Annotated in this window: 22 protein-coding genes; 9 read left to right on the forward strand and 13 right to left on the reverse strand. The window is 62.0% G+C overall.

Annotated features, from left to right (window positions below):
* Positions 1 to 18 precede the first annotated feature (18 nt).
* The 5 genes from NKI73_RS12415 to NKI73_RS12435 form a co-directional block, all read right to left on the reverse strand.
* Positions 19 to 849 (reverse strand): dipeptide ABC transporter ATP-binding protein, encoded by an 831-nt coding sequence (locus tag NKI73_RS12415; protein ID WP_352629919.1) that lies wholly within the window; start codon positions 847 to 849, stop codon positions 19 to 21.
* On the reverse strand, positions 846 to 1,703 hold the full coding sequence (locus tag NKI73_RS12420) for an ABC transporter ATP-binding protein (protein WP_352629963.1): 858 nt from the start codon (positions 1,701 to 1,703) through the stop codon (positions 846 to 848). Before NKI73_RS12420 ends, NKI73_RS12415 begins: the two co-directional genes overlap by 4 nt.
* Positions 1,704 to 1,705: 2 nt before the next feature.
* A complete protein-coding gene (locus tag NKI73_RS12425) occupies positions 1,706 to 2,560 on the reverse strand; it encodes an ABC transporter permease subunit (RefSeq protein WP_352629965.1) in 855 nt (284 codons plus the stop codon).
* Positions 2,561 to 2,630: 70 nt separating this feature from the next.
* Positions 2,631 to 3,638: an ABC transporter permease subunit gene (locus NKI73_RS12430; protein ID WP_352629922.1), complete on the reverse strand. Its 1,008-nt coding sequence runs from the start codon at positions 3,636 to 3,638 to the stop codon at positions 2,631 to 2,633.
* Between the two features lie 51 nt (positions 3,639 to 3,689).
* Positions 3,690 to 5,282 (reverse strand): ABC transporter substrate-binding protein, encoded by a 1,593-nt coding sequence (locus tag NKI73_RS12435; protein ID WP_352629924.1) that lies wholly within the window; start codon positions 5,280 to 5,282, stop codon positions 3,690 to 3,692.
* Between the two features lie 455 nt (positions 5,283 to 5,737).
* Between NKI73_RS12435 and NKI73_RS12440 the strand changes: the two genes are divergently transcribed.
* The 4 genes from NKI73_RS12440 (at position 5,738) to NKI73_RS12455 (ending at position 10,064) form a co-directional block, all read left to right on the forward strand.
* A complete protein-coding gene (locus tag NKI73_RS12440; protein ID WP_352629926.1) occupies positions 5,738 to 7,735 on the forward strand; it encodes a long-chain fatty acid--CoA ligase in 1,998 nt (665 codons plus the stop codon).
* 7 nt (positions 7,736 to 7,742) lie between these two features.
* The gene (locus NKI73_RS12445) at positions 7,743 to 8,477 is read left to right on the forward strand and encodes a class I SAM-dependent methyltransferase (RefSeq protein ID WP_502905666.1); all 735 of its coding nucleotides are present in this window, start codon (positions 7,743 to 7,745) and stop codon (positions 8,475 to 8,477) included.
* Positions 8,478 to 8,832: 355 nt separating this feature from the next.
* Positions 8,833 to 9,312: a MarR family winged helix-turn-helix transcriptional regulator gene (locus NKI73_RS12450; RefSeq protein WP_352629930.1), complete on the forward strand. Its 480-nt coding sequence runs from the start codon at positions 8,833 to 8,835 to the stop codon at positions 9,310 to 9,312.
* A gap of 17 nt (positions 9,313 to 9,329) precedes the next feature.
* Entirely contained in the window at positions 9,330 to 10,064 is a 735-nt protein-coding gene (locus tag NKI73_RS12455) for an NADPH-dependent F420 reductase (protein WP_352629932.1), read from the forward strand.
* 184 nt (positions 10,065 to 10,248) lie between these two features.
* Here the strand turns inward: NKI73_RS12455 and NKI73_RS12460 are convergent, their stop codons facing one another.
* Positions 10,249 to 10,875, reverse strand: a complete 627-nt coding sequence (locus NKI73_RS12460; protein ID WP_352629933.1) for a TetR/AcrR family transcriptional regulator — start codon at positions 10,873 to 10,875, stop codon at positions 10,249 to 10,251.
* 125 nt (positions 10,876 to 11,000) lie between these two features.
* On the opposite strand from NKI73_RS12460, the gene NKI73_RS12465 reads away from it, so the two are divergent.
* On the forward strand, positions 11,001 to 11,879 hold the full coding sequence (locus NKI73_RS12465; protein WP_352629935.1) for an SDR family oxidoreductase: 879 nt from the start codon (positions 11,001 to 11,003) through the stop codon (positions 11,877 to 11,879).
* A 212-nt stretch (positions 11,880 to 12,091) separates the two neighbouring features.
* On the opposite strand, the gene NKI73_RS12470 is transcribed toward NKI73_RS12465, so the two are convergent.
* Together NKI73_RS12470 and pgi are read right to left on the reverse strand one after the other, a co-directional pair.
* Positions 12,092 to 12,814, reverse strand: a complete 723-nt coding sequence (locus tag NKI73_RS12470) for an HAD family hydrolase (protein ID WP_352629937.1) — start codon at positions 12,812 to 12,814, stop codon at positions 12,092 to 12,094.
* Positions 12,815 to 12,819: 5 nt separating this feature from the next.
* Entirely contained in the window at positions 12,820 to 14,469 is a 1,650-nt protein-coding gene (gene pgi / locus NKI73_RS12475) for a glucose-6-phosphate isomerase (protein WP_502905661.1), read from the reverse strand.
* A 294-nt stretch (positions 14,470 to 14,763) separates the two neighbouring features.
* Here pgi and pdxR point away from each other — a divergent pair, with 294 nt between their 5' ends.
* The 3 genes from pdxR to NKI73_RS12490 all read left to right on the forward strand — a co-directional run bounded on the left by pdxR (position 14,764) and on the right by NKI73_RS12490 (position 19,331).
* Positions 14,764 to 16,257, forward strand: coding sequence for a MocR-like pyridoxine biosynthesis transcription factor PdxR (gene pdxR, locus NKI73_RS12480; protein WP_352629941.1), 1,494 nt, complete (start codon positions 14,764 to 14,766; stop codon positions 16,255 to 16,257).
* A 190-nt stretch (positions 16,258 to 16,447) separates the two neighbouring features.
* The gene (locus NKI73_RS12485; protein WP_352629943.1) at positions 16,448 to 18,037 is read left to right on the forward strand and encodes a trimethylamine methyltransferase family protein; all 1,590 of its coding nucleotides are present in this window, start codon (positions 16,448 to 16,450) and stop codon (positions 18,035 to 18,037) included.
* A 64-nt stretch (positions 18,038 to 18,101) separates the two neighbouring features.
* Positions 18,102 to 19,331, forward strand: coding sequence for an aromatic ring-hydroxylating oxygenase subunit alpha (locus tag NKI73_RS12490; RefSeq protein WP_352629945.1), 1,230 nt, complete (start codon positions 18,102 to 18,104; stop codon positions 19,329 to 19,331).
* Positions 19,332 to 19,377: 46 nt separating this feature from the next.
* Here the strand turns inward: NKI73_RS12490 and NKI73_RS12495 are convergent, their stop codons facing one another.
* The 5 genes from NKI73_RS12495 to NKI73_RS12510 all read right to left on the reverse strand — a co-directional run bounded on the left by NKI73_RS12495 (position 19,378) and on the right by NKI73_RS12510 (position 24,382).
* Entirely contained in the window at positions 19,378 to 19,776 is a 399-nt protein-coding gene (locus NKI73_RS12495) for a hypothetical protein (protein ID WP_352629946.1), read from the reverse strand.
* Positions 19,777 to 19,875: 99 nt separating this feature from the next.
* The gene (gene chrA / locus NKI73_RS12500; protein WP_352629948.1) at positions 19,876 to 21,267 is read right to left on the reverse strand and encodes a chromate efflux transporter; all 1,392 of its coding nucleotides are present in this window, start codon (positions 21,265 to 21,267) and stop codon (positions 19,876 to 19,878) included.
* The gene (locus NKI73_RS33630; protein ID WP_502905662.1) at positions 21,264 to 21,758 is read right to left on the reverse strand and encodes a chromate resistance protein ChrB domain-containing protein; all 495 of its coding nucleotides are present in this window, start codon (positions 21,756 to 21,758) and stop codon (positions 21,264 to 21,266) included. Before NKI73_RS33630 ends, chrA begins: the two co-directional genes overlap by 4 nt.
* On the reverse strand, positions 21,719 to 22,087 hold the full coding sequence (locus tag NKI73_RS33635) for a thiosulfate sulfurtransferase GlpE (protein ID WP_502909561.1): 369 nt from the start codon (positions 22,085 to 22,087) through the stop codon (positions 21,719 to 21,721). Before NKI73_RS33635 ends, NKI73_RS33630 begins: the two co-directional genes overlap by 40 nt.
* 489 nt (positions 22,088 to 22,576) lie before the next feature.
* On the reverse strand, positions 22,577 to 24,382 hold the full coding sequence (locus NKI73_RS12510) for an IlvD/Edd family dehydratase (protein WP_352629950.1): 1,806 nt from the start codon (positions 24,380 to 24,382) through the stop codon (positions 22,577 to 22,579).
* A gap of 146 nt (positions 24,383 to 24,528) precedes the next feature.
* Here NKI73_RS12510 and NKI73_RS12515 point away from each other — a divergent pair, with 146 nt between their 5' ends.
* On the forward strand, positions 24,529 to 24,978 hold the full coding sequence (locus tag NKI73_RS12515; RefSeq protein WP_352629952.1) for an SRPBCC family protein: 450 nt from the start codon (positions 24,529 to 24,531) through the stop codon (positions 24,976 to 24,978).
* The last annotated feature ends 243 nt before the right edge of the window (positions 24,979 to 25,221 follow it).

Genomic DNA, 25,221 nt, shown 5'->3' on the forward strand with positions numbered 1-25,221 from the left:
TGACGCTGCCGTGCGGCGTCAGGCCACCTTCTTCTTCGCAAGCCTTGCCTTGATCGAGGCCACGTCGGCACGCGGCGTCGCGGCGAACAGCGTCCTGGTGTAGCCGTGCTTGGGGTCGGCGAAGACCTCGTCGCGCGAGCCGTATTCGACCGCTTCGCCGAAATACATCACCATCACATCGTCGGCGATGTAACGCACCACGGACAGGTCGTGGCTGATGAAGACGTAGGTCAGCTGGAACTCGTCCTGCAGGTCGGCAAGCAGGTTGAGCACCTGCGCCTGCACCGACAGATCGAGCGCCGAGACCGGCTCGTCCAGCACCAGCAGGCTCGGGTTGAGCATCAGCGCGCGGGCAATGGCGATGCGCTGGCGCTGGCCGCCGGAGAACATGTGCGGATAACGGTTGTAGTGCTCGTGGCCGAGGCCGACCTTCTTCAGCATCTTCATCGCCAGGTCGCGCCTCTCGGCCGCCTGCTTGTCGGTGTTGATCAAAAGCGGTTCGCCCAGCACGTCGCCGATCTTCTGGCGCGGATTGAGCGATCCGTACGGATTCTGGAAAACGATCTGCACCTTGCGGCGCATCTCCTTCGTCAAGGCGTTCCTGGCGATATCGACCTTGTTGCCGTCGATGAACAGCTCGCCCGCTGTCGCCGGATCGATGAGGGTGATGATGCGGGCAAGCGTGGACTTGCCGCAGCCGCTTTCGCCGACGATGGCCAGCGTCTTGCCCTTGTCCACCTTGAAGGAGACGCCCTTGACCGCATGCACCGTGCGCGGCCCGGTGAACAGGCCACCACCGATGTGGTAGTCGCGCACGATGTTCTTGCCTTCGAGAACGGTGATGCTCATGAGGTGGCTCCCGTTGCAGAGGGGGCCGGCTCGAACAGCATGTCGGACACGGTCGGCAACCGGTCGCCGACAGCATTTTCCGGCAGCGCCGAGAGCAGGGCGCGCGTGTAGTTGCTTTTTGGCGACTCGAACAGCGACAGCACGTCGGCCTCTTCCATCTTGCGGCCCTTGTACTGGACGATGACGCGGTCTGCGGTTTCGGCAACCACGCCCATATTGTGGGTGATCATGATCAGGCCCATGCCGTATTTGGCCTGCAGCGAAACCAAGAGATCGAGGATCTGTTTCTGGATGGTGACATCAAGGGCCGTGGTCGGCTCGTCGGCGATCAGCAGTTTCGGATTGCAGGCAATGGCAATGGCGATCATGACACGCTGGCACTGGCCGCCGGACATCTGGTGCGGGAACGAACTCAGCCGTTCTTCCGGATCGGCAATGCCGACCAGCTTCATCAGTTCGATGGCCCGCGCCCGGCGCTGGGCGCGATCCATGCCCATGTGGAAGCGCAGCACCTCCTCGATCTGGAAGCCGACGGTGAAGCACGGATTGAGGCTGGCGATCGGCTCCTGAAAGATCATCGAGATGTCCTTGCCGACGATCTTGCGGCGTTCGGACGGGCTAAGCTTCAGGAGATCGACGCCGTCGAAGGCCATGCGGTCGGCCTTGACCGTCGCCGTCTTGGGCAACAGCCCCATCACCGCCAGCATCGCCACCGATTTGCCGGAGCCGGACTCGCCGACGATCGCCAGCACCTCGCGCGCCTCGACCGACAGGTCGATGCCTTGCACGGCCATGAACGGTCCGGCCGCGGTGTCGAAGGAAACGGTGAGGTTCTTGATCTCGAGCAGTGGCATGCTCACGACCTCTTCAGCTTGGGGTCGAGCGCGTCGCGCAGGCCGTCGCCGATCAGGTTGATGGCGAAGACGGTGATCAGGATGGCAAGACCGGGGAAAGTCACCACCCACCAGGCGCGCAGGATGAACTCGCGCGCTTCGGCCAGCATGGTGCCCCATTCCGGCGTCGGCGGCTGCGCGCCCATGCCAAGGAAGCCAAGGGCGGCTGCCTCAAGAATGGCGTTGGAGAAGGACAATGTCGCCTGCACGATCAGCGGTGCGATACAGTTGGGCAGGATGGTGACCAGCATCAGCCTGAGATGGCTGGCGCCGGCGACCTTGGCCGAGATCACATATTCGCGGGTCTTCTCGGCCATCACGGCGGCGCGGGTGAGCCGGGCGAAATGCGGCTGCAGCACGAAGGCGATGGCGATCATGGCGTTGACGAGGCCGGGGCCAAGCACCGCGACCAGCACCAGCGCCAAGAGAAGCGACGGGAAGGCCAGGATGATGTCCATAATGCGCATGATCAGCGTGTCGACCCAGCCACGGCAGTAGCCGGCAAGCAGGCCGAGGATGACGCCGGAGATCAGCGCTGACGTGACGACGACGAAGCCGATGGCGAGCGAGAAACGCGAGCCGTAGATCAGCCGCGACAGCATGTCGCGACCGACTGCGTCGGTGCCGAGCAGGAACTGCGCGTTGCCGCCCTCCTGCCAGGCCGGCGGCGTCAGGAAGAAGTCGCGGAACTGATCGTCCGGCGAATGCGGCGCCAGCAGCGGTGCGAAGATGGCGATCAGGATCAGCAGCGCGAAGACGAAGAGCCCGATCACCGCGCCCTTGTTGACGGAGAAGTAGTGCCAGAACTCGCCGAACATCTGCAGCCTTGCGTCCTGCGGCTTGACGACGGTCGCGGCTTCGATGGTGGCTGGGCCTTCGTTGCTCATGTCAGTTGGCCCGGATGCGTGGGTTGATGACGGCGTAGAGCACGTCGACGATGAGGTTCACCGACATGACGATCAGCGCGATCAAAAGCAACCCGCCCTGCACGGTGAAATAATCGCGCTTGGAAATGGCGTCGATCATCCATTTGCCGATGCCGGGCCAGGAGAAGATGCTCTCGGTCAGGATGGCGCCGGTCAACAGCGTTCCGACCTGCAGGCCGATGGTGGTGACGACCGGGATCAGCGCGTTGCGAAAGGCATGCAACCCGATGACGCGGCGCGGCGCCAGGCCCTTGGCGCGCGCGGTCCGCACATAGTCTTCGCCGAGCACTTCAAGCATCGCCGACCGCGTCTGCCTGGCGATGACCGCCAATGGGATGGTGCCGAGCACGACGGTCGGAAGAATGAGGTGCGACAGCGCCGAACGGAAGGCGCCCTTCTGCCCCGAGATCAGGGAATCGATGGTCATGAAGCCGGTCACCGGCTTGAAGAAATAGAGAAGGTCGATGCGTCCGGAAACCGGTGTCCAGTGCAGCGTGCCGGAGAACACGATGATCAGCAGCAGACCCCACCAGAAGATCGGCATGGAATAGCCTGCCAGCGCCGTGCCCATGGTCATCTGATCGAACCAGGAGCCGCGGCGGATGGCGGCGAAGATGCCGGCGGCGACACCCAGGATGACGGCAAAGATCATGGCGAAGATGGCGAGCTCGACCGTTGCCGGGAAGCGCACCAGGAAATCCTTGAGCACCGGCGTCTTGGTGGAAAACGAGGTGCCGAAATCGCCGCTGAGGATGTTGGTCAGATAGGTCAGGTATTGTTGCCAGATCGGCAGATCGAAACCGAACTGGTGCATTAGCGCCGTGTGGCGTTCGGGCGACAGGCCACGTTCGCCCGCAAGCACCAGCACCGGATCACCGGGCAGGATGCGCACGAAGCCAAAGGCGAGGATGGTTATCCCGATGAAGGTCGGGATGATGAGGGCGAGCTTGCCGAGGATATAACGCAGCATGGCGGGCGAGTGGGGACGGCACTTTGTGGCGCCGCCCCCGTTTCGCGAACCTTATTCGGCGATATCGACGCCGTCGAAGCGATGGATACCGAGCGGATCCATCGCAAAGCCGGTGACGGTCTTCTGCATCGGCATGAACACCTTGGAGTGAGCGAGCGTCGCCCAGGGTGCCTGTTCCTTGAAGATGACCTGTGCCTGTTCATAGAGCTTGGTGCGCTCGGCCTGATCCGAAACGGTCTTGGCCTTGTTGATGAGCGCATCGAAGTCCTTGTTGCACCATTCCGCGCGGTTGTTCGAACCGACGGAAGCGCAGCTCAGGAGCACGCCGAGGAAGTTGTCCGGATCGCCATTGTCGCCGGTCCAGCCGACGATGACAGCGCCGTCGTGATCGACCGCGGAAGCGCGCTTGAGGTATTCACCCCAATCATAGCTGACGATGTTGACGGTGACGCCGACCTTGGCGAAGTCCGACTGGATCAGTTCGGCGGTGCGGCGCGCGTTCGGCATGTAGGGGCGCGACACCGGCATGGCCCAGACGTTCATCTTGAGGTCCTTGACGCCGGCCTCTTCGAGCAGCTTCTTGGACGCATCCGGATCGTACGGATCGTCCTTCACTTCCTTGTTGTACGACCACATGGTCGGCGGGATCGGGTTGACCGCCACCTGGCCGGCACCCTGGAAGACGGCGTCGATGATGGCCTTCTTGTTGATGGCCATGTTGAGCGCCTTGCGGACGCGCACGTCGTCAAACGGCTTCTGCTGGGTGTTGTACATCAGCGCGCCGACATTGAGGCCTTCCTGCTCGTCGACCTTCAGGCTCGCTTCAGCCTGCAGGCCGGCAATGTCGGCCGGTGCCGGGTATGACATGATGTTGCATTCGCCGGCCTTGAGCTTCTGCGCGCGCACCGCCGGATCGGTGGTGATGGCGAAGACCAGATCGTCGATCTTCTGCTTGCCGCCCCAATAGTCCGGATTGGCCTTGTAGCGGATGGCCGCGTCGGTCTGGTAGTCGACGAAGATGAACGGGCCGGTGCCGATCGGCTTCTGGTTGAACAGTTCCGGTGTCTTGTCCGCCTGCAGCTTGTCGGCATATTCCTTGGAGACGACCGAGGCGAAGTCCATGCCCAGCGTCGGGATGAAGGTGATTGCCGGTTCCTTGAGGGTGAACTTCACCGTCAGGTCATCGACCTTCTCGACCTTGGTGATGTTCTCGCCGAACTGGTCATTGTAATACTGGTAGGCGATGCCCGGGATGTACTGGAACCAGGGGCCGTTCTTGTCGACCTGGCGTTCGAACGAGAACACCACGTCGTCGGCGTTGAAGTCGCGCGTCGGGGTGAAATAATCAGTGGCGGCGAACTTGACGCCCTTGCGCAGCTTGAAGACGTATTCCTTGCCATCGTCGGAGATCGTCCAGCTTTCGGCAAGGCCCGGCGAGGTCGTTGTCTTGCCGTGATCGAATTCGACAAGGCGGTTGAAGACGGTACGCGAGGACGCGTCGAACGTCTGGCCGGCGGTATACGGCGCCGGATCGAAACCTTCCGGCGAAGCTTCCGCGCAATAGACCAAGGTTTTCGCGTTGGCCACGCCGCCCAGGACGCTTGCAGCCAGCAACGCGGCTACAAAAGTCAGTTTCTTCTTCATTGAGCACTCCCTGATGTTATTCCAAGCCCCTCTGTCAGGCTCGCGAAGCGCGCATATAAGCACCGTTTTTCCGGCTTTGGAACACCCCGTTTGCTTACCCCGCGGGAAGCAGGAAAAAAATCCGCAATTTTGCTAAATAGCAGAAAAAATTAGCAGTTTTTTCCATTCACGGGATTATTAACGACCGCATTTTTTTATTGATCGCCAATCCGGCGATATCGATACCGTGCGCGCTTCCGTGCGGCCGAGGATACGGCAGGATAGCGGTTGGGAGTGTCGGCGGCAGGAAGACTTTTCGACGGCAAATCTTTCGCCGCCTTGCCGCAGGGGCAAGACTTGCACGGTCACCAATGGAGGCAATACATAGGTGGCATAGCGGCAGCAGCGGAGGACGTCTCTGTCAATTCAGGGGCGAGCGCGGCGCGGGCGAACAAGAATTGTCGAGGGAGGAACGGGTGGCAAAAGCATCAAGGACAAGGGCGCCGGTGAAAGCGGCAGCCAAGGCGGTTCCCAAGGCAGCCGGCGCGGCCAAGCCGAAAGCGCCCGCTACCAAATCCGTCGCGGCCAAGCCGAAGGCAGCCACCGTGCCGGCAAAGGCAAGCACAAAGCCCGCGGCCAAAGCCCCGACCAAGACCGTTGCCGGAAAGACAGCGTCTACGGCAAAGCCCGCCGCTGCCAAGCCGATGCCGAAGGCTGCAGCGGCCAAGGCCCCGCCGGCAGCGAACCCTGCCAAGGTTGTCGCCAAGCGATTGCCGAATACACTGACGGCGCTTGCCGCGGGCCTGCCGGACAAGCCGTGGCTCAAGAGCTATCCCAAGAACGTCCCAGCCGAAATCGGCGCCCTGCCCTACAGCTCGATCGGCGATTTCCTGGTTGCCGCCTGCAAGCAATTTTCCGCGCAGCCGGCCTTCACCTGCATGGACAAGTCCATCAGCTACAACGATGTCGAGCGGCTGTCGGCGGCCTTCGGCGCCTACCTGCAATCGAAAGGCCTTCAGAAGGGCGCGCGCGTCGCGCTGATGATGCCGAACGTGCTGCAGTATCCGGTGGCGATGATGGCCGTCTTGCGAGCCGGTTATGTCGTGGTGAACATCAACCCGCTCTACACGCCGCGCGAGCTCGAACATCAGCTCAAGGACTCCGGCGCGCAAGCCATCGTCATCCTGGAGAACTTCGCCAACACCTTGCAGGCGGTGATCGCCAGGACGGCGGTCAAGCATGTGGTGGTCGCTGCGATGGGCGACATGCTCGGCGGCCTGAAAGGCACTATCGTCAATTTCGTCGTGCGCCGCGTGAAGAAGATGGTGCCGGCATGGTCGCTGCCCGGCCATGTCCAGTTCAATGCCGCAATGAAGGCCGGCGCCGGCATGGGCTTCAAGCCGGCCAAGGTGGCAGCCGACGATGTCGCCTTCCTGCAATATACGGGCGGTACCACGGGCGTCTCAAAGGGGGCCACGCTGCTGCACAGCAACGTGCTCGCCAATGTCGCACAGAACGCGCAGTGGATGGAAGACGCCTATACGATCAAGCCGAAACCGGCGCATCCCAACTTCATCTGCGCGCTGCCGCTCTATCATATCTTCGCGCTGACGGTGAACGCACTGATGGGCATGCAGCAAGGCGCCCGCAATGTCCTCATTCCCAACCCGCGCGACATTCCCGGCTTCGTCAAGGAGCTGCAGAAATATCCGGTACACATCTTCCCGGGCCTCAACACGCTGTTCAACGCGCTGCTCAACAATGAGGATTTCCGCAAGCTCGACTTCAAGCCGCTGGTGTTGACGCTGGGCGGCGGCATGGCGGTGCAGAAGGGCGTCGCCGAACGCTGGAGAGCGCTGACCGGTTGTCCGGTCACCGAAGGCTACGGCCTCTCGGAAACCTCGCCGGTGGCCACCGCCAACAAGTTCACTGCCGGCGACTTCACCGGCACGATCGGCCTGCCGCTGCCCTCGACCGAGATCGCCATCCGCGACGATGACGGCAACAACCTGCCGCTCGGCGAGGTCGGCGAAATCTGCATCCGAGGACCGCAAGTGATGGCGGGCTACTGGAACCGGCCGGATGAGACCGCCAAGGTGATGACCAAGGACGGTTACTTCAAATCCGGCGACATGGGCTTCATGGATGAGCGCGGCTACACCAAGATCGTCGACCGCAAGAAGGACATGATCCTGGTCTCGGGCTTCAACGTCTATCCGAACGAGGTCGAGGAAGTCGTGGCGATGCATCCGGGCGTGCTCGAAGTTGCGGCGATCGGCGTGCCGGACGAGCATTCCGGCGAGGTGCCGAAACTGTTCGTGGTCAGAAAGGATCCCGCTCTCACCGCAGAGGCGCTTACCGCCTTTTGCCGCGAGAACCTGACCGGCTACAAGCGGCCCAGATACATTGAGTTCAGGACTGAACTGCCGAAGACGGCGGTCGGCAAGATCCTGCGCCGAGCGTTGCGGGAATAGACGCGATTTGAAGGATGGCCTTGGCAATGGCGGGTTCGCGGACGATGGTCGACGTCCCGACGCGGCCACGTTCATCAAAGCGAATATGCGCCTTGTGCCTGTTCCGGCACTTCCCGAAATCCTGCTCTACACGGCGCATCCGGCAAGCGGTCTCAGGCGGCTGGTCGAATGGCTCGAGCCGGAAGACAACATCGAGGCCGACGAGGACGGGACCGAAGCGCAGCCGCCCTACTGGGCCTATGCCTGGGCCGGCGGCGCGGTGCTTGCCCGCTTCATACTCGACCGACCGCAGACGGTAATCGGGCGGCGTGTGCTCGATCTCGGCGCCGGTTCAGGCCTCGTCGGTATCGCCGCCACCAAGGCCGGCGCCCGCGCGGTGCTTGCGGCCGAGATAGACCGTAACGGCGTTGCAGCGATCGGCCTCAATGCCGCCGCTAACGGCGTCACGATCACCGTTGTCGACAAGGATATCACCACTGGCCCGCCACCGGCCGTCGACCTTGTGCTCGCAGGCGATGTTTTTTACGGCCATGAGGTTGCCTCACGCGTTACCCCATTCCTCGACCGCTGCCTGGCCGCCGGCATCGAGGTTCTGGTCGGCGATCCCCGTCGCACCGATCTGCCGCTGTCACGGCTGCGATTGCTCGCCGAGTACCAGGTGCCGGATTTCGGCGACGCGAAGGGTGTCGCGACTAAACCGAGCGGTGTGTTTTCCTTTGAAGCGGATGACCGCTGCCGCTGAGATCAAAACCCAGTCACTCCGCGCGACCGAGTTCGACCCATCTCGGTCATTCCAGCCCTAAGCTCAAAATCGTAAAAGCTGCCATTTCCCTCGCTGCGGGCCACATCAACAACGCGCCCCTCCAGTCGTTTGGGGCCGCGGCATCCTCTCCCGAAAGCTGCCATTGCCCAGCGTCCCCGATGCCCACCCGAGGGACCCTGCCGGGCATATGTCGATCAGGTTTTCGAGAACCCCAGGCCCTCCAAGGCGCATTCGCCGGAAGATTAGTCGCGCATGCGGTCAGACTCCAAGTGCAGCTGGAGGGTTGCAATCCTCCATAGTTACATTATCTAGTGCACTAGATACTAGTTCGCCAGTGAACTCGATTTGTCTCTTTGGGCTATGGTATGGCACCGGTGGCACCTCAAAAAAGCGCGTCACATTTGGTTCGAATGCAAATCTCGTTCGCCCTGTACGGGGCGGCGGGCCGGATGGCACGCATGCCAAGCCGTTCCTCGATCCGCTGGGCCTGACCTTTCCCCAATACCTTGTGATGCTGGAGCTCTATGCATCCGCGCCCCGGTCCGTAGGTGATCTTGGAAACTCTTTGGGCATGGACACCGGCACGATCACCCCATTGCTCAAACGGCTCGATACCTGCGGGATGGTGACGCGAATGCGCGATCCCGAGGACGAACGCCGGGTCCTTGTCGATCTCACACCTGCCGCTCACAGCATCAAGGACGAGGTCTGGACCATCTCCGGCAAGATCAAGAGTGCCTGTCAAATGTCCGAGGACGAGATCATTGCGTTGCGAGACACCCTTCATGACTTCGCTCACCCTGCTAAAATTTGAAAACCAAAGGATGTAAAATGAAAATCGGAATCATTGGGGCCGGCAACGTCGGCTCGCTGGTTGCAAAGAAGCTGGACGCCGCTGGCCACCAGGTGAAACTGGCGAACTCGCGTGGCCCCGAAAGTCTTGCGGACACAGTTGCCGGCACCGGCATCCAGGCCGTTGGGAGAGAGGCGGCAGTACTGGATGCCGATGTGGTCATCCTGTCAGTGCCCTTTGCCAAGAACCCAGACCTGGCAACGATTCTTGCCGGCGCCCCTGCTGGCGCAATCGTGGTGGACACCTCCAATTACTATCCAACCCGTGACAGCAAAATCTTCGAGGTTGATAGCGGCAAGCCGGAGACCGTTTGGGCCAGCGAGCAGGTGGGGCGCCCCCTTGTTAAGGCTTGGAACGCGCTGCTAACGCAGACATTGGCAGAGGCCGGTTTGGAGGCCGGTGCTCCAGGTCGCATTGCCATCCCGATTTCGGGTGACGACGCCGCGGCCAAAGCACTTGTATCCGATCTCATCAGCGTCACTGGCTTCGATACGGTGGATGCGGGTACTCTTGAGGAGTCCTGGCGACTGCAGCCGGGCACTCCCGCCTATTGCACTGAGTTGACCGCCCACGAACTCAAGGCTGCGCTCACCGCCGCTGACAGGAAACGCGCTCCTTCGAACCGCGACGCCATCATGGCATCGTTCTCCAAGCCGGATGCAGAGTTCATCCGAGCTGGCGCAGTCGCAACCAATCGGTCTCTCTCTGCCTGATTTAGATTGCGGCCGCCCGCGATAAGCGGGGGGCCGCAATCTCGCCAACTTACTGGGGCGCCTCTTTCACTAGGGCCATCGCCATGGACCCTCGCTCTCCACTGCCCTGAAAATTTCTGAAAGGGTTGAAGCCTTCACGAAGCCGTGGCCCATGGCGTCATTGACCGCCGCACTAATCCTTCGATCAGCCGCGCTCAACCGCAGCCTCGAGCAGCATCTTGGCCGCATCGCGCGTTGCAAGAGGTTCAACGCCCCCCCTCATGGCTTGTGCGTTCACGAGCGAGCCCTGGATGAGCGCTAGGATCTGAACGACCACGCTCTCTTGATTTTTTAACTTCAAGGGCTGGACGAGCGACACGACAAACTCATGTAAGTCATGGAAATATGCTGCGAGCGTTGCCTGCACCTCTGGGGTTTCCGCATCCGGTCCGAACTCGGCCAGCCCTCGAACGAAAGGACAGCCGCGAAAAGTAGGCGCCTGGAAGGACTCGTTCAGTGCGTCGAATATGGCCAGCACGCGATTCAGCGGCACCGGTCCGGCCTGTTCGGTCGCAGTCGCCAGCATGTCGAACCACAGCGCGCTTTTATGGCGCAGATAGGTAGCTGCAAGATTGGCCTTCGAGGGGAAGTGCTTATAGAACGTCATCTTTGCGACACCGCTCTCGGCGATGATGCGATCTATTCCCACCGTATGGATGCTGTTCCGGTAAAATAGTTCGGACGCCGTTTTCAGAATTCGCTCTCGCGGAGCCAAGGCGTCCAGCGGCAGCGGTTCCAGGTCGACGTACTCACTTACATCCAAAGTTTTCATTTCAGCCTGCCATTGCGCGTTCGCTGCAGAAACAGAATAGTCTGTCTATTTTCCGTTTGCAAGAACAGACAGGTCTGTATATACCCATTTTCGTCCCATCGGAGGGACAACGAAAGGATCGAGAAATGAGCAGTAAGGTTGTAGTTGTTACCGGCGCGAGCAGCGGTTTTGGAAAGCTCACCGCCTTGGAGTTCGCCAGGCGCGGGCACGTGGTGGTCGCGACCATGCGCGACATCGAAGGCAAAAACAGCCAGATAGGCGGTGAGCTAATCAACGCTGCAAAAGCCGAAGGGCATGAGCTGCAGGTCATTGAGATGGATGTGACGGACGAAGCGTCGGTCAACGCTGCGATCGATCGGGTCGTCGAGCAACACGGCAGGATTGATGCGCTAATCAACAACGCAGGCACGATGTTCGTCGGCGTGACCGAAGCCTACACGGTGGCAGACATCGAGCAGCAATTTGCGGTGAACTTTTTTGGAGCCGTAAGGGCCGACCGCGCCGTCCTACCCCATATGCGTGCTGCGGGTAGCGGCGTGCTGATCCATGTCACCTCGTTGATGGGGCGCGTCATCTTTCCGTTCTTTGGTGTCTATTCCGCGAGCAAGTTCGCGCTTGAAGCGCTTGCCGAGGCATATCGATATGAACTGTCCAGCTTCGGCGTAGACTCGGTGATCGTGGAACCCGGGCCATTTCCGAGCAATCTGCTTCCATCTAGCCCAGCGCCCTCGGACGAGCAGGTCTTGGCGACATATGGCGCAGTTGCGTTGGTCCCAGGCCAAATCAAAAACAACTCCGATCAGGGACTTGATCCCGCGAATCCACCCCGCCCTCAGTTGGTGGCTGACGCCATCGCACGGCTAGTCGAGGCTACGGAACGGCGCCCATTGCGCACCGTCGTCATGCCAGAGGGCCTGGACTTCGGGGTGGAGGGACTGAATCAGGCCATCGCTCCTATTCAAAACAACCTGCTTACCGCGCTCGGTATGTCGAACATGATCTGATAGCGGAAGCGCCATCACGTCGCGGCCTATGACCTCAACGTCAGCTTTCGGCGCACGGGCGTCGAAAGCCGTCGGTCTGACTGCGGGCCCAAATTACCCAATCGCCGAAGTCTGCAATTCAGGGCGGCCGATGCAGGAGCGGACTGTCCGCAACCCACCCAATCTCAGCCGTTGGCGGGAAAGCCCAAGTTGATTTGCCAAGCCTAGCTCGGTCAGATCGTCTCCTTGACCCGTGCCGAAAGGAAGTCGGGCAGATCGGCAACCGAATCAAGAACAACGTCGGCAATCCCGGCCAGCGATTCGCGGGTGCCGGTGCCGGAGAGCACGCCGACCGCCAGCCCGCAGCCGCCGGCCCGCGCCATTTCGAGATCATGGCGGTTGTCGCCGACCATGGCGATCTCCGCCGGCTTCAGCCCGGTGAGATCGCTGAAGGCCAGGATGGTGTCGGGCGCCGGTTTCGGATTGGCGACCGCGTCGTAGCCATAGGCAGCGTCGAACAGCTGGGCGACGCCGAGCGTGACCAGCGTTTTTTCCGCGCCGCTGGTCGAATCGTTGGTGGCGACGCCAAGACGGTAGGATTTTCTGTGCAATGCCGTCAGCGTGTCGACGATGCCCGGCAACGCCACCGCCATTGCCGACCCCTGCACCGAGGTGATCTCGTTGAAACGGGCAACCGCAAGCATCTGGTCCTCGTTGGACAGGCGCGGAAACCACAATTCGACGACGTCGAGATTGGTGCCGGACGCAAAGATGGAGTCCGGCTTGAATCGCCTGTTGGCGAAATCGAAGCCAGCAGCCGCCAGCAGCCTGTCGGCTTTCCAGCGATCGCCTTCCGACGCATCCATAGCCATGAAATCTGCGACGCCAAGCCAGGTCGCGTTGAAGTCGACAAGCGTTCCATCCTTGTCGAACAATATTCCCTTGATGTCTGCCAAGCTTTTCACTCCGATCCACGCAAATGGTGGATGAATCCCACAAGGCCAGCGGTCGATGCATCCCGCTTGGCGGCACTTTCCTTGCCCTCCACGACAGGCAAAAGGCCGGTGGCCAGTTCCTTGCCGAGTTCGACGCCCCACTGGTCGAAGGAATTGATGTTGAACAGCGTTCCCTCGACGAAGACGCGGTGCTCGTAGAGCGCGATCAGCCGGCCGAAGGTGCGCGGGTCGAGTTTGCGGTAGAGGATGGTGACCGAGGGCCGGTTGCCGGAGAAGACGCGATGCGGGGCGATTTTGTCGACCTCGGCCGGCTTCATGCCCTTGGCCAGCATCTGGGTACGGGCCTCCTCCAGCGTGCGGCCCTTCATCAGCGCTTCCGACTGCGCCAGGCAGTTGGCGAGCAGCAGATCGTACTGATGCTTGAGATCGGGCTCATGCCCGACGGCCGCGGCAAGGAACTCGACCGGGATGAAATCGGTGCCCTGGTGCAGCAGTTGGAAGAAGGCATGCTGGCCATTGGTGCCGGGCTCGCCCCAGACCAGCGGCCCGGTCGGCGTCGTCGCCGCCGTGCCTTCGAGGGTGACGCTCTTGCCGTTCGATTCCATGTCGAGCTGCTGCAGATAGGCCGGCAGCCTGGACAGGCGCTGGTCATAAGGGATGACGGCGCGCGCCGGGTATCCGCAGATCACCCGATGCCACCAGCCGACCAGCCCCAGCAGCGCCGGCAGGTTCTCCTGCACGGGTGCGGTGCGGAAATGCTCGTCCATCTCGTGTGCGCCGTTGAGGAAGGCGCGAAAATTCCGCGGGCCGACAGCGATCATCACCGGCAGGCCGATCGCGCCCCAGAGCGAATAGCGGCCGCCGACCCAGTCCCAGAAGCCGAAGACGCGATCCGGCGCGATGCCGAACTTGGCCACCAGGTCGAGCGCGGTCGAGACGGCGGCAAAATGCTTGCCCACCGCTTCCTTGCCGAGCGCTTCCTGCACCCATTTGCGCGCCGTCTGTGCATTCGTCATCGTCTCGACGGTGGTGAAGGTCTTGGAGGCGATGATGAACAGCGTGGTTTCGGCGGACAGGCCCTTCAGCGTGTCGTGGATATGGGCGCCGTCGATATTGGAGACGTAGTGCGCGCGCGGCCCGTCATGATAGGGCGCCAGCGCCAGCGTCGCCATGGCCGGGCCGAGATCGGAGCCGCCGATGCCGATGTTGACGATGTCGGTGATCTTCTTGCCGGTGGCGCCGGCCGCCTTGCCCGATCGCACGGCATCGGCAAAGGCGCCCATGGCGTCGAGCACGGCGATGACATCCGCCTTGACGTCCTGGCCGTCGACGGTGACACCCTTGCCGGTCAGGTTGCGCAGTGCCGTGTGCAGCACGGCGCGGTCCTCGGTGAGGTTGATCTTCTTGCCGGCGAACATGGCGGCGCGGCGGCCTTCGAGATCGGCCGCCTCGGTGAGCTTCTCCAGCAGATCCATGGTGAGCGCATCGACGGCGCATTTCGACCAGTCGAGCAGAAGGTCGCCGTCTGTGGCGGAGAATGTCACGAACCGCTTGGGGTCGGCGGCGAAAGCCTGGCGCATGCTGGCGGGCGCCGCCGCGCGATGATCGCGCAACGCGGCGAGCTGTCTTTGAAAGGACGATTGATCCACTGCCAAACTCCGAAACCTAGAGCCATCATTACGGACCGGATGTTTCCGGCGCGTGTCGTCGCGACAATCTATCGAGCCTAATTCCACCCGTTTCAATGCGCAGCTTGACGCACGGAGTCATCGCCGGGATGACGCGCCGCGTCACCCTGGGATGCCGCAGCGCAGCATCAAAATGGCGTGAAGGATCACTGGCATAAATCCCAACGATCAGAAAAATTGATTGGCGCAACCCCTTGTGCCACGGCTACCTTCGGCTGGTCCAGCCAAGCGAAAAAGGCTGGCCATCGAGGAACATCTCCCATGCCACAGCGTAACGACACGGCCATATGGTCCGGCCTGTTCCGGATTTCGGCGGAATCGGGCCAGACCCTGCAAGCGCAGATCCGCCAAGCCATCGTAGCCGCCATTCTCGACCGCCAGATCGCCGCTTCGATGCCGCTTCCTTCCTGCCGGATCCTGGCCGAAAAACTCGGTGTGGCGCGCGGAACCGTGGTGCTGGCGTTCCAGCAGCTCGTCGACCAGGGCTTCCTGGTGGCCCGCGAGCGGCGTGGCCATTTCGTCAATCCTGATGTGCTGGCGACGCCGGCCAAGCCGCACCAGAAGGCGCCCGACCAGGCCAACGAGATCGACTGGAAGGCACGCCGCAAGATCGCCGCCAGCGACATGCCGCCGCCGGCCAAGCACGAGAACTGGATCAAGTCGTCCTACCCCTTCGTGTACGGCCAGTTCGATCCGGCGCTGTTCCCGACCGCCGAGTGGCGCGAGTGCAACCGCATGGCGCTTGCCGTGCTCGAAATCCGCAACTGGGCGTCCGACATGGTCGACCGCGACGATCCGCTGCTGATCGAGCAGATCCAGGCGCGGCTGCTGCCGCGGCGCGGCATTTTCGCCAACCCGGACGAGATCATCGTCACGCTGGGCGCCCAGAACGCGCTCTACATGCTGGCGACGCTGCTGATGTCCAAGGGCTCCAAGGTGGCGATGGAGGACCCCGGCTACCCCGACGCCCGCTCGATCTTCCGCCTCGCGGGCGCCGAGATAGAGCCGGTACCGGTCGACCAGTCCGGCATCGTAACCGCTTCTATTCCCAGTGATTCCGGTTTCGTCTTCGTTACGCCCAGCCATCATTGCCCGACCATGGTGCCGCTGTCGGCGGAACGGCGGCAGGATCTTCTGGCGCGGGCCAATCGCTACAACCAGATCATCATCGAGGACGGCTATGACAGCCAACTTCTCGATGAAGCACCGCAGCAGGCGTTGAAGAGCCTCGATCGTTCCGGCCGCGTCGTCTATGTCGGCTCGATGTCGAAGACGCTGGCTCCGGGCCTGCGGCTCGGCTACATCGTCGCTTCGGCTGGCCTGATCTCGGAACTCAGGGCGCTTCGCCGCTTCATGCTGCGTCATCCGCCGGCCAACAACCAGCGCGCCGTAGCGCTCTTCCTGTCGCTCGGCCATCATGAGGCGTTGGTGCGGCGGCTGTCGTCGGCCTTCGACGAGCGGCGCAAGCGCCTGGTCCATGCGATTTCCGCCTTCTTGCCGGAATGGCGCTCGACCGACTCGGCAGGTGGCACGTCGCTCTGGCTCGAAGGGCCGCGCGGCACCGATTCGCGCAGTTTGGCCGAGGCGGCTGCCTCGCGCAGTGTCATCATCGAGCCTGGTGACCGGTTCTTCGACCGCACCGAAAAGCCTTCGCGTTTCATGCGGTTGGGCATTTCCTCGATCGCGCTGCAGCACATCGAGCCGGGCATCCGTGAACTCGCCACCGCAGCCGGCCGCAGGCCGGCCGCTGCCTGATCCATCATCCATGTCTCGTGACCGGAGCCGTTCGCAGCAGCTCCGGTTACTTTAGCGCTGGCACATGCAACTGGGCCAGCTGGCTCATAGGATGGGCCAACGCCGGCGGCATAGTCGGCGTCAGGGGAAGAAGCAGGCCGATGGTGGACCAACCGCCACGAGTTCCTGCCGACGAAGGTGGAGTGCTTCCATGCCAGTGGCTGTCGAACAGCAAGATACGCCGGCAAACCGTCGTTCACAGCGCTCCAGTCTTCGCGAAACAGGACATGCCATGCGATCAGCTCCTCTGATGGAGGATACCGGACCACAGCACCAGGCCATCGAAGGCGGCAGCTACGGGCCGCTGCGCGGTGATGACTGCGAGCGCATCCACGAGGGCGTGCTGACGCTCCTGGAGACGGTGGGCTTCGCCAATGCCATCCCCTCCTGCATAAAGGTGCTGACCAGGGCGGGGGCGGTCCATGGCGACGATGGCCGTGTCCGCTTTCCGCGCGCGCTCGTGCTCGACACGATCAAGCGGGCTGCACGACATTTCACACTTCATGGCCAGGACGCCAGGCACGACATGGTTGTCCAGGGCAAGCGTGTACACTACGGCACCGCGGGTATCGCCGTGCACCTGGTGGACCTGGAGAAGCGTGAGTACCGCGAATCCAAGCTGCAGGACATTTATGATGCCGCCCGCATCGTCGATGGGCTGGACAACATCCATTTCTTCCAGCGGCCGATGGTGGCGCGCGACATCGCTGATCCGCTCGAGATGGATTTCAACACGCTCTATGCCTGTGTGATGGGGACATCGAAGCACGTCGGAACGTCCTTCACGGTGCGTGAGAACGTGAAGCCGGCGCTGGAAATGCTCTATGCCATCGCCGGCGGCGAGGAGAATTTCCGCGCCCGGCCCTTCGTTTCCAACTCCAACTCATTCGTCGTGCCGCCGATGAAGTTCGCCGAGGATGCCTGCGGCGTGCTCGAGGCCTGCGTTGAAGGCGGCATCCCGATCCTGCTCCTGTCGACCGGCCAGTCCGGCACGACGGCACCCGCTGCGATGGCCGGCGCCGTCGTGCAGGCGGTGGCCGAAGTGCTGGCCGGCCTGGTCTATGTCAACGCGCTCAAGCCCGGCCATCCGGCGATCTTCGGTGCCTGGCCATTCATGTCGGACCTGCGCACCGGCGCCATGGCCGGCGGGTCGGCAGAGCAGTCGGTGGCAACGGCGGCCTGCGCCCAGATGGCACAATTCTACGACCTGCCCGGCGGTTCGGCCGCCGGTATGACGGATTCGAAACTGCCCGACATTCAGTCCGGCTACGAAAAGGGCATCACCAATGTGATGGCCGGCCTCTCCGGCCTCAACCTCGTCTACGAGGCGGCCGGCATGCATGCCTCGCTGCTCGGCTTCTGCCTGGAAAGCCTGGTCATCGACAACGACATGCTCGGTCATTGCCTGGGCTGCGCGCGTGGCATCGACGTGACTGACGAGGCCTTGTCGATCGACAGCATCGCCGAGGTCTGCCTCAAAGGCCCGGGCCACTACCTCGACAACGAACAAACGCTCAAGCTGATGCAGACCAGGCATTTCTATCCCGCCCTCGGCGATCGTTCTTCGCCGAAGGAATGGAACGAAAAAGGCCGGCCTGATATATTGCTGCGTGCGATCACCGAGAAGAAACGCATTCTTGCCGAACGATTTCCGCGCCACGTGCCAAAACAGGTCGACGACAGATTGCGTGCCCGCTTCGGCAGCCTGATCCACCTGCCGCGCACGCACATGGGCGGCTGACCGGAGACGAGTTCGTGCAGCCATACCGCCACCACCCAGGACCAACCATCGGGCAGAACGACAAATGAGTGTGCATCCTATCCAGCAAGCCCCTACCGACGGCGACGCGATCGATCGGCTGGTGACATCTCATCGGCCCGGCCACGGCCTGGTGCGCGCCTTCTATCACGACCCAGCGATCTTCGAGCGGGACATGGAACGTGTCTTTCGCCGACACTGGCACTGCCTGGCGCATGCCAGTGTCATCCCGAACCCCGGCGACTTCGAGTTGTTCAAGCTCGGCGACGAGGCGGTCATCCTGACACGCGGCATGGATGGCACCGTGCATGCCATGCTCAATGTCTGCCGCCACCGCGGCGCCGAGGTCTGCACCAAGGAGAAGGGCAACGCGAAGATGTTCGTGTGCCCCTATCACGCCTGGACCTATTCCAATGACGGGTCGTTGCGCGCTGCCCGCCTGATGCCGAAGGATTTCGACCGCACGGCGCACGGGCTGAAGAAGCTTCATGTCCGCGTTGCCTCTGGGCTGGTCTTCATTTCCTTCGCCGAGACGCCGCTCGATTTCGACCCGATCGAACAGTCGCTGCGCACCAGTTGCGGCCAGTATGGCTGGGGCGACGCCAACGTGGCGTATCGTCAGTCCTATCCGCTCGACGCCAACTGGAAGCTCGCCGTCGAGAACTATGTCGAATGCTACCATTGCGGGCCGGCGCATCCGGAATACTCGCAGACGCATGCGCTGGAAAAGCCGGCCGAGATGATCGAGCAGCTCAATGCGGCGATGGAGCAGCGCACCTGCGCACTCGGCATCGAGATCGGCAGCGCCAACCGCTGGCAGAACTCGGCGGCCGGTCAGGAAGCAATCCACACCTTCCGCTACGCGCTTTATGATGGCGTTTCGAGCGGCAGCCAGGATGGATCGCCGGTGGCCCCGCTGATGGGCCGCTTCACCGACTATGACGGTGGCGTCACCTCCATCCATCTCGGCGGCACGACCTTCCTCGTCTGCTATCCCGATCACGGCATGATCTACCGCTTCATCCCGAAAACGGCTGATACCTGCGAGATGGAACTGATCTGGCTGGTGCGCGGCGATGCCGTCGAAGGCCAGGACTACGATTTGGAGAAGCTGACCTGGCTGTGGAAGGTCACCACCGAAGAGGACAAGAAGATCATCGAGCACACCGCGCGTGGCGTGCGTTCGCACTACTTCGTGCCCGGGCCGATCGCGCCGATGGAATACAATGAACTACGCTACATCGGCTGGTATCTCGAGGAGATCAGCCGGGCCTGATCGGCTCGGCCGCCGCAGGAAAATCCGGCAGATCTTGCCTTTCGCGTCATTCCGCGCTGAGCCCGTATCGGTCGACGACTTCAGCGTTGATGAGCTTGGCATGCAGCGTCATCAGCACGATCTGTGCGTCGAAGCTGTCGCCGGCTTCAAGTGCTGCCTCGATGCGACGCTCGGCTTCCAGCGTCCGCTCCCGGCCATTGGCCTGCTCGAAGGTTTCGGGACCCGCAATGCAATAGCTGCACAATTGTGCCACCGACACGTAGGTGCCCGGCGGCGGCTCGTCGGGCCAGCGATCCTTCATCAGATTGACGATGGTAAGCTTCACGCCCTCCGGCACGAGGGCTGGATGCAAATCCGCGCCGCGCAAAGCATCGTCGAGTTGCCTCAAGTCGCCCGAGCGGCCGAACATTCCAAGGAAGCCGAGGGAAGAACGCCGTCCTGCCATAGTGGTCCAATCCGTTTCCAACCAGTTAGGTGGTTCACAGGCGGAATACAAAGGCAGTTAAAGTGGATTCGGGCGATACGCTTCAGGTCCTTGCAGGCATCAGCCGCTCGCCGCCAGCAGCAAGACACCGGCAAGGGCCGATCCGGCGAGCGTCGGCAGCATGCCGATCTTCAGCCTCAGGATGGCGATCATCGTGGCACAGGAAAGCAGTGCCGCGCGCCAGTCGATCGACGAAAGCACCGGCACATTCATGCCGAAGCCGATGTTGCGGACTTCGTGGAAGATGACATGCAAGGCAAACCATAGAGCGAGATTCATGATGACGCCGACAACAGCGGCGGTGATCGCGCCCAGCGCAGCCGACAATGCCTTGTTGCCGCGCAGGGCCTCGATGTAGGGCGCGCCGAGGAATATCCAGAAGAAGCAGGGCGTGAACGTCACCCACAGAGTGAGCAACGCCCCCAGCGCTCCGGCAAGCAATGGATCCAGCGGCTCGGCGTGGCGAAACGCGGCGATGAAGCCGACAAACTGCAACACCAGGATGAGCGGGCCTGGCGTCGTTTCGGCAAGCCCAAGACCATCGACCATTTCACCGGGGACGAGCCAGCCGAACGACTGGACGGCTGCCTGCGCGACATAGGCAAGCACCGCGTAGGCGCCACCGAACGTGACCACAGCCATGAGACTGAAGAACCGCCCTATCTCGGTCCAGACGCTTGCGGACCCGGTGAACCACCAGATCACAAGAACGGGCCCGAGCCAGAGCGGCAGCCAGATCGCAACTGTGCGCGGCGCATGCCATTTGGTCGGTTTGACATGGGCCAGCTCGCCGCGTTCGAACATCAGATCGACCGCTCCCTTGAAGTCGGCAACATCGCCCTTGCCATGGGCGGAGCTGGAAAACAGGCCGGGAGCAATGCGGTCTCCCAGCCATCCGGTCAGGCCGGCGAGCAGGACGATGAGCGGGAACGGCACATTCAACGCATAGATGGCGATGAAGGCCACGACCGCGATCGATACCATGACGCGGTTCTTCAGCGCGCGCCGCCCGATCCGGATCACCGCCTCGATGACAATGGCGAGCACCGCCGCCTTCACCCCGAAAAACAGCGCTGCGACGAGAGGCATGTCGCCATAGAGCACGTAAAAGCTGCTCAAGGCGAGCATCACGAGCGCGCCCGGCACGACGAACAGGATGCCGGCGACAAGGCCACCGGCCGTCCTGTGCAACAGCCAGCCGATGTAGATGGCGAGTTGCTGGGCTTCCGGGCCAGGCAGCAGCATGCAGTAGTTCAGCGCATGCAGGAAACGCTGTTCACCGATCCAGCGCCGCTCCTCGACCAGTTCCTTGTGCATCAAGGCGATCTGCCCTGCCGGTCCGCCGAAGCTGAGCAGTCCGATTTTTGCCCAGACCTTCAGGGCTTCGGTGAAAATCGGTGCAGTCGGCACCGGCACGTTTCCCGCGGTATCCGCCGGGACAAGAGCACTCATGTCGGTTTACCCATGCCGGCTGCGGGCCAATTGTGCGTTTCTTCCGTGGCGTCGCGACACCAGCGGAAGAACGCATCGTAGAGCAGCATACCTGCTTCCAGTTGTTCCAGATCGTCGCGAAACATACGCGACAGACCAAGCGAGGCAGCCAGAAAGCCGGCAGCCTGGGGAGCCAGATCGAAGCTTGCCGTGTCGGCCGCGCGGATGATTACGGCAAGGCGATCGAGCGCCTCTGATTCCAGCCCGAACTCCTCGATCATCGTGTCGAAGGTGCAGCGTTCGCCGCGATGGCTCCAGAACACATTGTCGATGTCGAAACGCACGGCCTGAAAGCGGTCGGCAACAGCCAATACTTCTGCGGGTTCGACAAACAGGAACACCGCGTCGGGGTCGAGAAAACGCCGGATCAGCCAAGGGCATGCGATGCGGTCGACCTTTGGGCGTGATCGCGTCACCCAGACGGTGGCGCCCCTTTCATTGCGTGGAGGCATCTTGTCGGTACGAACCAGAAGCCCCCGGCATCGCGCCAGGCTTCAAAGCCGCCTTCAAGGGATTCGGCGGAAATCCCCTCATGGCGCAGCCATGCGACTACCCCCTGCGAGAGCTTTTGCCCCTTCTGGCAGACAACGGCCACTGGCTTGCCGGCGAATGCGGCCGCCCAGTTCGAAACGCTTTTGAAGTCGCGCCGGCACGAGGCCGGCAACAGGCGCGGATCGGCGTCGAAATCTTCATCGATGCGAACATCGATGATGACAGGGGCGCCCGGTAAACCGATGAGCCGGGATAGTTGCGATACGGTGATAGCTGTTGTTGACGGCATGGCGTCCACCTCCTGAAAAGAGAAGCTTGGACGCGAACGTTGGGCTGACGCCTCACGGGGTCGTCGCGATGCACCCCATGTCGTGATGGTGGAATTGTTGCGTGCGCTTGTCAAGGATGGTTTCTCGACCCTCAGGGCAATGAACTCGGGTTAACGGGTTCCTTCGCAGCCTTCGCCGGCGCGTTGGCTGACGGAGCATCAAACGAAAAACCCGCCTGTGCGGCGGGTCACTGGCGCAAATCAGCACCATGGACGAATATGTACCATAGCTGCGGTCACGGAGTCAAGAAAAAATTCCTATCGTGAAAAGCTACCGGCACAAAAGCTGCCGACACCAACGAACTGGCTGTCGTCAGGTCTTTTGTTAACCTGAGTTTGGAACCCTATCTCGACCCTCGGCCGGGACACGCTGAACGGAACCCGAGAGGCAGCCTGATTGTTCAGGCCGCCTCTCAATGATCCAGCATCAGCAATCGTCGCCAGGAATAATCAGTGGTTGTCCCTGGGGACACCGCTGGTATGCGCGACGTCCTGGTATTTCACCGCCGGCTCCAGCACCATTCCCTCTGAGAACTGCGCAACCATGCCGCGCTGGATCTCCTGCCAGGGCGTCTGGTGCTTGGGATAATGAAAGCCACCATTGTTCTGCAGTTCGGCACGGCGCCGGGTGATCTCGTCATCGGTGACGAGGATGTCGGCCGTACCCTTGCGCAGATCGATGCGGACACGGTCGCCCGTCTTGAGCAGCGCCAGCCCGCCGCCGATCGCGGCTTCCGGCGAGGCGTTGAGGATCGACGGCGAACCCGACGTGCCCGACTGGCGGCCGTCACCGATGCAGGCTAGCGCGTGGATGCCTTTCTTGATGAGGTAGGCCGGCGGCTGCATGTTGACGACCTCGGCACCGCCGGGATAGCCGATCGGACCGGCGCCACGCATGAATAGGATGGTGTGTTCGTCGATGCCTTGCGCCGGGTCGTCGATGCGGGCGTGGTAATCCTCAGGCCCGTCGAAAACCATGGCGTTGCCTTCGAAAGCCTCGGGATCTTTCGGGTTGGACAGATAGCGCTCGCGGAACTCGGGCGAGATGCCGCTGGTCTTCATGATCGCCGAATCGAACAGATTGCCCCTGAGGTTGATGAAGCCGGCATTGGCCTTCAGCGGCTTGGCGACAGAGCGGATGACATCGGGGTTTTCGTTGGCGACGCCATCGCTATTCTCACCGATCGACTTGCCGTTGACAGTGCGCGCGCCGGGATGCGGCAACAGCCCGCCCTTCATCAGTTCGGCAATGACCGCCGGCACGCCGCCGGCGTGGTGATAGTCTTCGCCGAGATATTCGCCTGTCGGCTGCAAATTGACCAGCAGCGGCACATTGAGGCCGACCGTCTGCCAGTCGTCATTGTCGAGCTTGACTCCAAGGTGGCGGGCGATGGCGTTGAGATGAATAGGCGCATTGGTCGAGCCGCCAATGGCCGAATTGACGACGATGGCATTCTCGAAAGCCTCTCTCGTCATGATGTCGGACGGCTTCAAATCCTCATGCACCATCTCGACGATGCGTTTTCCGGTCTCATAAGAAATCTGGCCACGCTCGCGGTACGGTGCGGGAATGGCAGCCGAGCCCGGCAACTGCATGCCAAGCGCCTCGGCCAGCGAATTCATCGTGGTGGCGGTGCCCATGGTGTTGCAATAGCCGGTGGATGGCGCCGACGACGCGACGATGTCCATGAACTCGTCATAGCCGATCTCGCCGGCCGACAGGCGCTGGCGCGATTCCCAGACGATGGTGCCTGAGCCGGTGCGCTTGCCCTTGTGCCAGCCATTGAGCATCGGGCCGACCGACAGCGCGATGGCCGGGATGTTGACCGTGGCTGCGGCCATCAGCAGGGCCGGCGTCGTCTTGTCGCAACCGATGGTGAGCACGACGCCATCGAGTGGATAGCCGTAAAGCACCTCGACTAGGCTGAGATAGGCAAGGTTGCGGTCAAGTGCTGCGGTCGGACGCTTGCCGGTCTCCTGGATCGGATGGCAGGGGAACTCGAAAGGGATGCCGCCCATCGAAACGATGCCTTCGCGCACGCGCTTGGCCAGTTCGATATGGTGGCGGTTGCATGGCGAGAGATCGGAGCCGGTCTGGGCGATGCCGATCAGCGGCTTGCCGGACATCAGTTCGGCGCGCGTCAGGCCGTAATTGAGGTAGCGTTCGAGATAGAGTGCCGTCATACCCGGATTGTCGGGATTGTCGAACCACTCCTGCGAGCGAAATTTTTTCTTCGTGGTGGGGGCGCCTGCCATCGTGGTCTCCGTATTTGTAAGACAAATCGATATGGCAACGCGCGGAAGCAGGCAAGAGGGTGTGCGGTCGCAACCGGACTTTGGTGTGATAGACACGCACCCAGCCGTGCGTTAGGGCTTCAGGCAGTCTTGTCCGGGAGGTTTTCATGGCTTTGGTGATCGAAGGCGAGGAGCGCATTGCCGCCCCCCTGCAAAAAGTGTGGGAAGCGCTGAACGATCCCGAGGTCTTGAAGGCGACGATTCCCGGCTGCCAGAGTCTCGACATGAAGTCGCCGACCGAAATGGCGGCGACCGTGGTGGTGAAGATCGGGCCGATCAAGGCGACATTCAACGGCGAAGTGACATTGAAGAACCTGAAGCCGCCGCACTCCTACACCATCCAAGGTGAGGGCAAGGGCGGCATTGCCGGTTTCGCCAAGGGCGGTGCGGACGTGACGCTGACATCAGATGGAGCGGATAGCACGGTGTTGAGATACGCGGCCAAGGCAGATGTCGGCGGCAAGATCGCCCAGCTCGGCAGCCGGCTGATCGAATCGACCTCGAAGAAACTGGCCGGACAGTTTTTTTCGAGCTTTGGGGAAAAGGTGGGCGGTTAGCCCTCCCCCTTGAGGGGAGGGTGCCTCGCGAAGCGAGGCGGGAGGGGTCGCCTCAGCTGACTCAACTTTTCACTGAAACTGCCTCGACCTTCGACAGAAGAAGTTGGAGCGCGTGACCGCGGACCCCACCCGGCCCTTCGGGCCACCCTCCCCTCAAGGGGCAGGGGAATCGCACATGAGTACAAACGGACTCTTGTGTGGTGTGCGGAAATCGATTCTGAGAGGACCTCTGAATGATCGGAG

This window comes from Mesorhizobium sp. M0496 (assembly GCF_040321205.1).
Lineage (GTDB): Bacteria > Pseudomonadota > Alphaproteobacteria > Rhizobiales > Rhizobiaceae > Mesorhizobium.